The sequence below is a fragment of the Nocardioides sp. NPDC057577 genome (assembly GCF_042801335.1).
Lineage (GTDB): Bacteria > Actinomycetota > Actinomycetes > Propionibacteriales > Nocardioidaceae > Nocardioides.
Map to the genome: position 1 here is coordinate 1 of NZ_JBHVGB010000233.1, position 7788 is coordinate 7788.

7 protein-coding genes and 2 pseudogenes are annotated in these 7788 nt (G+C 71.4%); 8 read left to right on the forward strand and 1 reads right to left on the reverse strand.

Annotated elements, in window-relative coordinates; genetic code table 11:
- The first annotated feature begins 167 nt into the window (after positions 1 to 167).
- Both ACFU7D_RS27460 and ACFU7D_RS27465 read left to right on the forward strand, forming a co-directional pair.
- Positions 168 to 521, forward strand: a complete 354-nt coding sequence (locus ACFU7D_RS27460) for an EndoU domain-containing protein (protein WP_378873325.1) — start codon at positions 168 to 170, stop codon at positions 519 to 521.
- A 10-nt stretch (positions 522 to 531) separates the two neighbouring features.
- Positions 532 to 795: a hypothetical protein gene (locus ACFU7D_RS27465; protein WP_378730416.1), complete on the forward strand. Its 264-nt coding sequence runs from the start codon at positions 532 to 534 to the stop codon at positions 793 to 795.
- Positions 796 to 827: 32 nt separating this feature from the next.
- On the opposite strand, the gene ACFU7D_RS27470 is transcribed toward ACFU7D_RS27465, so the two are convergent.
- Positions 828 to 1469 (reverse strand): GntR family transcriptional regulator, encoded by a 642-nt coding sequence (locus ACFU7D_RS27470; RefSeq protein ID WP_378730418.1) that lies wholly within the window; start codon positions 1467 to 1469, stop codon positions 828 to 830.
- Between the two features lie 146 nt (positions 1470 to 1615).
- On the opposite strand from ACFU7D_RS27470, the gene ACFU7D_RS27475 reads away from it, so the two are divergent.
- From ACFU7D_RS27475 to ACFU7D_RS27500, 6 genes and pseudogenes are all read left to right on the forward strand, one after another.
- Complete coding sequence (locus tag ACFU7D_RS27475) at positions 1616 to 2872, forward strand: NRAMP family divalent metal transporter (protein ID WP_378873327.1); 1257 nt, start codon at positions 1616 to 1618, stop codon at positions 2870 to 2872.
- 5 nt (positions 2873 to 2877) lie between these two features.
- Entirely contained in the window at positions 2878 to 3663 is a 786-nt protein-coding gene (locus ACFU7D_RS27480) for a LamB/YcsF family protein (protein WP_378873329.1), read from the forward strand.
- Positions 3660 to 4454 carry a putative hydro-lyase gene (locus ACFU7D_RS27485; protein WP_378873331.1) on the forward strand — a complete coding sequence of 265 codons (795 nt, stop codon included), beginning with the start codon at positions 3660 to 3662 and terminating at the stop codon, positions 4452 to 4454. Before ACFU7D_RS27480 ends, ACFU7D_RS27485 begins: the two co-directional genes overlap by 4 nt.
- A pseudogene (locus ACFU7D_RS27490) lies at positions 4451 to 5053 on the forward strand (allophanate hydrolase subunit 1); the annotation flags it as partial. The gene ACFU7D_RS27485 and the pseudogene ACFU7D_RS27490, both read left to right, overlap by 4 nt.
- 84 nt (positions 5054 to 5137) lie before the next feature.
- A pseudogene (locus ACFU7D_RS27495) lies at positions 5138 to 6055 on the forward strand (biotin-dependent carboxyltransferase family protein); the annotation flags it as partial.
- A gap of 1 nt (position 6056) precedes the next feature.
- Entirely contained in the window at positions 6057 to 7772 is a 1716-nt protein-coding gene (locus ACFU7D_RS27500) for an acetyl/propionyl/methylcrotonyl-CoA carboxylase subunit alpha (RefSeq protein ID WP_378873333.1), read from the forward strand.
- Positions 7773 to 7788: the final 16 nt, after the last annotated feature.

Here is a 7788-nt window from a genome sequence, read left to right on the forward strand (position 1 = left end):
GTTATGACGAGCCGACTCGGCGAGGGTTTTGGTCAGGACGAGCCGACTCGGCGGGCTTCGGCTTGGCCGTGGTGCGTGGGGGCGGTCTTGCGCCGGCCACGTCGGCCCGCTGCGATTGAGCTCGGAGCGACCGAGAATGTCGGTGGGCCGGATTACTGTTCCTGTGCGTGAGATGGAGCTACCCGACGATGGCGGACGGCACGAGCGTGCCGTTCCGCCCGTCGGAGCGCCCACCGATCTCGGCGTGGATGAGAGCACACATCCTCGAGCGGCATCAAGCCACCTCCGAGTCCGAACGGGAGTGGCCCCGGAAGTCGAAGTTTCCCGCAGGCTGGAGCGCTGATCAGATCATCGCCGCGGTGGACCTGGCGCTCGCGGACCCCGACCGTCCGCCGACACGTCTCGGTGACAAGCTCCGCTTCGAGCGGGTTGTCGACGGTCAGCTCGTCCGCGTGCAGGTGCGGGGCGATATGGAGCCGCCCGAGATCTGGAACGCGTATCCCGTGGACAGCGAGGGCTAGCATGGTTGATATGAACATCGAGGACTTCGCCTACGGCGTGCTGATGGAGGCCCTGCCGTCCATCCCCGCTGATGTGCTCGAGGTCATCGGCGATGACATCGATGCGGGCGAGTATCTGACGTCCTTGATCGAGCTCATCGAACGAGCGCCGGAGACAGTCTCCGTGGCGGTCGTGGATGCTCTGGAGGGCCATCTCGATGCCCTTCCTGAAGGGCCGCACCAACGTGTCGGGGCCGATGCGGTGGCACGACTCCGGCATCTCAAGAGCGCCTGATCCCTGCGGAGCTCTTCGTGCATCGATCCGCCCTAGTCGTGGCGTAGGCGCGTGAAGGCGCCGAGGACGGTGCGCTCGGAGAGGACGAGGTAGTCCTGCAGCTCGGCCGCGGCCGCGGGTCCGCCCTGCTCGAGGAAGGTCTCGAGGAGGGCGCGGTTGCGAGTGACGAACGGGGCGTGCAGGGCCTCGGGGTTGTCGATCTCGAGGAACGCGAGCCGTAGCTCGGCGGCGATGTCGCGGAAGAGCCGCTCCAGGCGCGGGCTGTCGGCGAGGGCGACGATGGCGTCGTGGAACGCCATGTTGGCGGTGCCGACCGTGCGCCAGTCGCGCGCCTCGAGGCCGGACTCTCCCTGCTCCACCGCCTCGCGCATCGCGGTCACGGCCGGATGCAGCGGGGAGCCCGCGGCCAGGGCTGCGGGCTCGACGTAGCGCCGCGCCCGATAGATGTCGACGACGTCCGCGACTCCGGGGGAGGCGACGGAGACCCCGCGGTGGGGCACGTGCTCGATGAGCCCCTGCTCCGAGAGCACGCGGAACGCCTCGCGGAGCGTGTTGCGCGAGACGCCGAGCTTCTCGGCGAGAGAGATCTCGGACAGCCGGGTGCCGGGCGCGAACTCTCCGTCGATGATCCGACGCCGCAGCGCGTTCGTGAGGGTGTCGTCGGCATCGGGCATGACCGCATCCTAGGGGATCGCATCCGTGGACAATCGCAACACCAATTTAACAACCCGGACTATCATTGTTGAACAATGAATGCCATTCTGTACTACACCTAGAGTGTGGTGCCAGCCACACGGCCCGTTGATGGCAGGAGTCCCCCATGACTGAGACAACCAGCGCCGAGCGCGCGAAGAGCTTCGCCCGTTCCCGCCGAGGACCCATCCTCGGCGCCATCTTCCTGATGGCCACCTCGGCCATCGGCCCCGGCTTCATCACCCAGACCGCGACCTTCACCGCGCAGCTCGGCGCGGCGTTCGCCTTCGCGATCCTAGCCTCGATCCTGATCGACTTCGCGCTGCAGATGAACGTGTGGCGGATGATCACGGTCGCCGGCAAACGGGCGGGTGACCTGGCGAACGAAGCCGTGCCGTACTCCGGTCACGTGCTCGCGACGCTCATCGTGATCGGTGGTCTGGCGTTCAACATCGGCAACATCGCGGGTGCCGGCCTCGGTCTGAACGCCCTGCTCGGCATCGACCCCAAGGTCGGCGGTCTGCTCTCGGCGCTGCTCGCGATCGGCATCTTCATGTACAAGCGGGCCGGCCGCGTCGTCGACATGGTCGTGCTCGTGCTCGGTCTGCTGATGATCGGGCTGACGCTCTTCGTCGCGATCGCCTCACAGCCTCCGGTCGGCGACGCGCTGCGCCAGACCTTCGTGCCCGACACGCTCAACTTCGCGACGATCACCACGATCGTGGGCGGCACCGTCGGCGGCTACATCACCTACGCCGGCGCCCACCGCTACCTCGACTCCGGCCTCACCGGCCCCGAGCACGTGCCGGCCGTCCATCGGGCCTCGATGAGCGGCATCCTCGTCACCGGGATCATGCGCTACGTACTCTTCCTGGCGATCCTCGGTGTCGTGGCCTCGGGCGTCACCCTCGACTTCTCGAGCCAGGCCGCCAACCCGGCCGGTCAGGCCTTCGGGGCCGTGCTCGGTGACGCGGGTATCCGCATCTTCGGCGCGATCTTCTGGGCCGCGGCGATCACCTCGGTCATCGGTGCCGCCTACACGTCGGCCACCTTCATCTCGACCTTCTCGAAGAAGCTGGGAACGGGGTGGCGGCTGCAGGTCGCGACGGTCGGCTTCATCGTGGTCTCCCTCGTCCTCTACCTGCTGATCGGCGCCGCGCCCGCGGCTATCCTGGTCTTCGTCGGTGGCTTCAACGGCCTGATCCTGCCGATCGGCATGACGATCTTCATGTACATCGGCTGGTTCCGTCAGCGCGACGTCCTGCACGGCTACCGCTACCCGGTGTGGCTGCTGACCGTGGGCACCCTCGCGACGCTGCTCAGCTGGTACATGGGCGTCGTCTCGATCGGCCCGATCTTCGCCTTCATCGGCATTGGAGCGTGAGCACCGTGACAACGAACCCTGCGGCAACCATCGACCTGAACTCCGACCTCGGCGAGAACGCACCCGACCGGGTCGTCGCCGACGACGCGGCCATGCTCGCGATGGTCTCGAGCGCCAACGTCGCCTGCGGGTTCCACGCCGGCACCCCCGAAGGGATCCGGCAGACGCTCGCTGATGCCGTCGCCAACGGCGTCACCATCGGCGCACACCCCGGCTACCGCGACTACGAGGGCTTCGGACGCCGTGCGATGGACCTCGACTCCGCGACCCTGCAGGCGCACGTCGAGTACCAGCTCGGTGCCCTGATCGGCTTGACCTCGACGGTCGGCGGCACGGTCCGGTACGTGAAGCCGCACGGCGCGCTCTACAACACGATCGCCCGCGACGAGCGCCAGGCGCAGGACGTGGTCGCGGCGGTCAAGGCGATCGACCCGTCCCTCGTGCTGCTGGGGCTGGCGGGTGGCGTCGTGCTCGAGGTGGCCGACAGAGCCGGCCTTGCCACGGCCGCCGAGGCCTTCGCGGACCGTGCCTACACGCCCGGCGGCGACCTGGTCTCGCGCGCCGAGCCCGGTGCGGTGCTGCACGACGCCGACGCTGTCGCGGCCCGGATGCTGCGGCTGGCACGTGAGGGCGTGATCGAGGCGATCGACGGCACCGACGTGGCCGTGCGAGCCGACTCGATCTGCGTGCACGGCGACAGCGACGGGGCCATCCGGATGGCCGCGGCGACCCGGGCGCTGTTCGAGGCCGAGGGCATTGTCATCGCCCCGTTCGCAGGGACCGCCGCATGATCGCGAGCATCACCCAGCTGGAGGAGGCGCGCGCCGCGCGCGCCGGGTACCGGGCGGGCGAGGTCGCTCCGACGAGCGGCGTCGCCCACGGCCTGGTGCAGGCCAACCTGATCTCCGTGCCGGCCGACTGGGCCTTCGAGGTGCTGCTCTTCGCGCAGCGCAACCCGAAGCCGTGCCCGGTGCTCGAGGTGCTCGACCAGGGCGCCTACGAGTCGACCCTGGCGCCCGGCTCCGACCTGCGCACCGACATCCCGGCGTACCGGATCTGGCGTGACGGGGTGCTGACCGAGGAGGTCACCGACGCACGCGTGGCGTGGGAGGAGCACCCGGACCTGGTCTCGTTCCTGATCGGCTGCAGCTTCACCTTCGAAGCGGGCCTGGCCGATGCCGGGATCCCGATCCGTCACCAGGAGCTCGGTCGCAACGTGCCGATGTACCGCACCTCGCGCCCGTGCGCCCCGGCCGGGCGCCTGCGCGGCGACATGGTGGTCTCGATGCGCCCGATCCCCGCCGACCGGGTCGCCGATGCCGTACGCATCTCCGGGCGCTATCCGGCGGTGCACGGCGCGCCGGTGCACGTCGGTGACCCGGCATCGCTCGGCATCGCCGACCTCGCCGCTCCCGAGTTCGGGGACGCACCCGAGGTGCGCGAGGGCGAGGTGCCGGTGTTCTGGGCCTGCGGTGTCACGCCCCAGGCCGCGATCATGGACTCACGTCCGCCGTTCGCGCTCACCCACGCGCCCGGCCACATGTTCATCACCGACGTACGGGATTCGGAGTATCTGGCGTGAGGCGAGTGCTCATCGCATCGGACCGGGCGTTGCTGGTCGAGGAGGACGACCTCGAGGGCGCGATGCGGCTGCACGCGGCGCTCGTGGCCGCGCCTCCGACCGGCGTCGTCGAGCTGGTGCCGGCCGCCCGGACGGTGCTCGTCCGGTTCGACCCGACGCTCGTCGACGAGGCGACGCTCGCCAAGGAGCTGACTCGCGTCGAGCCGGTCCACGGCGGCCTGCCGACGGCGGGTTCGGTGACGATCGGCGTGCGCTATGACGGGCAGGATCTCGACGAGGTCGCCGACCTGCTCGGGGTCAGCGCCGAGGAGGTCGTCGCGCGCCACGCGGCCGCGACCTGGCGGGTGGCCTTCACCGGGTACGCGCCCGGCTTCGGCTATCTCGTCGGCGACGACCCGCTGTTCGACGTGCCGCGGCGCTCCTCGCCGCGCACCCGGATCCCGGCCGGCTCCGTCGGCCTGGCCGGGACGTTCTCGGGCGTCTACCCCCGGGAGAGCCCTGGTGGCTGGCAGCTGATCGGGCGTACGGACGCCCCGATGTGGGACCTGCACCGGGACCCGCCCGCCCTGCTCGCGCCGGGGATGACGGTGCGGTTCGAGCGGCTCGAGCGCGAGTCGGTCTCGGTCGCCGCACCCGCTCCGCCGACCGACGCCATGGCGCACCCTTTCGCCGTCGAGGTCGTACGCCCTGGCCTGCAGCTGGTGCTCGAGGACCTCGGCCGACCCGGCCATGCCGCCCTCGGCGTCTCCGCATCAGGGGCCGCCGACCGCCGCTCCCTGCGAGCCGCGAACCGCGCCGTGGGCAACGTTCCTGGAGCCGCCGGGTTCGAGCTCGCTGGTGGCGGCGCGGTCCTGCGTTTCACCGGACCTGCTGTCGTGGCGGTCACGGGCGCATCCACCGAGACCACGATCGTACGCAGCGACGGACCGCCGCTCCCGGTCGTGCACGGCGCTGCCACCGCGCTCGAGGACGGCGAGGAGCTCCACCTCGGCGCGGTGAGCGCCGGCCTGCGCGCGGTGATCGCGGTGCGCGGCGGCCTGGATCTCGAGCCGGCCCTCGGCAGCCTCTCCAGCGACACGCTTGCCGGTCTCGGCCCCGGTGACCTCGGCGGTCGGCCGTTGCGCGCAGGCGATGTGGTGCCCCTGAACGGTCCCGCGGCCGCGCCGCACGCGGTCGACCCCTGCCCCGCTCCCGCCGACCTGTTGCCCGCGCCCGGTGACACGGTCGTGCTGCGCGTCGTGCTCGGCCCGCGCGAGGACTGGTTCACCCCGGCCGGCGTACGCACCCTGCTGGAGCAGGAGTGGACCGTCACGCCGCGCTCCGACCGCGTCGGCGTACGCCTCGAAGGGGCCTTCCCGCTCGAGCGCGACGTCGCCGGCGAGCTCCCGAGCGAGGGCGCCGTCACCGGCGCGATCCAGGTGCCGCCCGACGGCCAGCCCGTGCTGTTCCTTCCGGACCATCCGCTCACCGGCGGCTATCCCATCATCGGCGCGGTCATCGACCGCGACCTGGACCTGGCCGGGCAGCTGCCGCCCGGTGTCCGCATCCGCTTCCGTCCCGTGGCGCCCGATGCGTCGCCGGCAGAGATCCGAGGAGACTGACATGCGCAGGGTGCTCATCGCCAACAGGGGAGAGATCGCCGTCCGCGTCGTGCGGGCGGTTGCCGAGGCCGGCCTCGTGTCGGTCGCCGTCTACGCCGACCAGGACGCCGACGCGCTGCACGTGCGGCTCGCCGACGAGGCGTACGTGCTCGGCGGCTCGACCGCCGCCGAGTCCTACCTCAGCATCGAGTGGCTGATGGCCGCGGCGCAGGCCTCCGGGGCCGACGCGGTGCATCCGGGCTACGGCTTCCTCTCGGAGAGCGCCGAGTTCGCGCGTGCCGTCGAGGCCGCCGGCCTGACCTGGATCGGACCGGCTCCTGCGAGCATCGACCAGCTCGGTGACAAGATCACCGCCCGCCGGATCGCGCAGAGCGTCGGCGCACCGCTGGTCGCGGGCACCGACCGACCGTTGGAGTCCGCCGACGAGGCGGTCGCCTTCGCGCGCGAGCACGGGCTCCCCATCGCGATCAAGGCAGCCTTCGGCGGCGGCGGGCGCGGGCTCAAGGTGGCCCGTGAGCTCGACGACGTCGCGGATGCCTTCGAGTCCGCCTCGCGCGAGGCGCTGGCCGCGTTCGGCCGGGGCGAGTGCTTCGTCGAGCGCTTCCTGGAGCGACCGCGACACATCGAGGCACAGGTGCTCGGCGACGGCAACGGTCATGTTGTCGTGGTCGGCGACCGGGACTGCTCGCTGCAGCGGCGCAACCAGAAGCTCGTCGAGGAGGCCCCGGCTCCGGGGCTGACCGACGAGCAGCGCGCTCGCATCCACGAGGCTGCCCGCGACATCTGCGCCGCGGTCTCCTACCGCGGTGCCGGGACGGTCGAGTTCCTGATGGGCGCCGACGGGGTGATCTCGTTCCTCGAGGTCAACACCCGCCTGCAGGTCGAGCACCCGATCACCGAGGCGGTCACCGGCGTCGACCTCGTCGCCGAGCAGCTCCGGATCGCCGCCGGCGAGGGCCTCTCCTTCTCGGAGACGCCGGCACCGACCGGCCACGCGATCGAGCTGCGGATCAACGCCGAGGACCCGGGCCGCGGCTTCCTGCCGAGCCCCGGGGTGGTCACCGGCCTGCGGGTCCCCGCCGGCCCCGGGGTGCGCTGGGACGCCGGGATCGAGGCGGGCGACACCGTGCAGGCCGCCTTCGACTCGCTGATCGCCAAGCTGATCGTGCACGCGCCGGACCGGGACACCGCCGTCGTACGTGCCCGCCGCGCGCTCCGCGAGCTCAGCGTCGAGGGGGTCGCGACCGTCGTCCCCTTCGCTCGCACGCTGCTCGACGACCCGGCGTTCTCGACCGCCGGGTTCGCTGTGCACACGCAGTGGATCGAGACCGAGCTGATGCCGCGGCTCGAGGCGCAGCGTCGCCCCGAACCCGCGCCCGAGAAGCCGCTGCGGCGGGTGCCGATCGAGATCGACGGTCGCCGGGTGATGCTCGGGCTTCCCGAGGACCTCCTGCAGGGGATCGCGGCGGGAGGTCCCGCGCCGATGGAGGCCGCACCTGCGGTCGACCCGGCCGGGCTCGAGGCCCCCGTCCCCGGCGTACTCGTCGACTGGCTCGTCGCCGACGGCGACCAGGTCACCGAAGGTCAGGACGTCGCGGTCATCGACGCGATGAAGATGGAGACCCGGGTCGCCGCGCACCGAGCCGGCGTGCTCGCCCGCGGTGCCGACGTCGGTGGGACGGTCGCGATCGGGGACGTGCTCGGGAAGATCGAGTAGCTCAGGCGCGGAACCC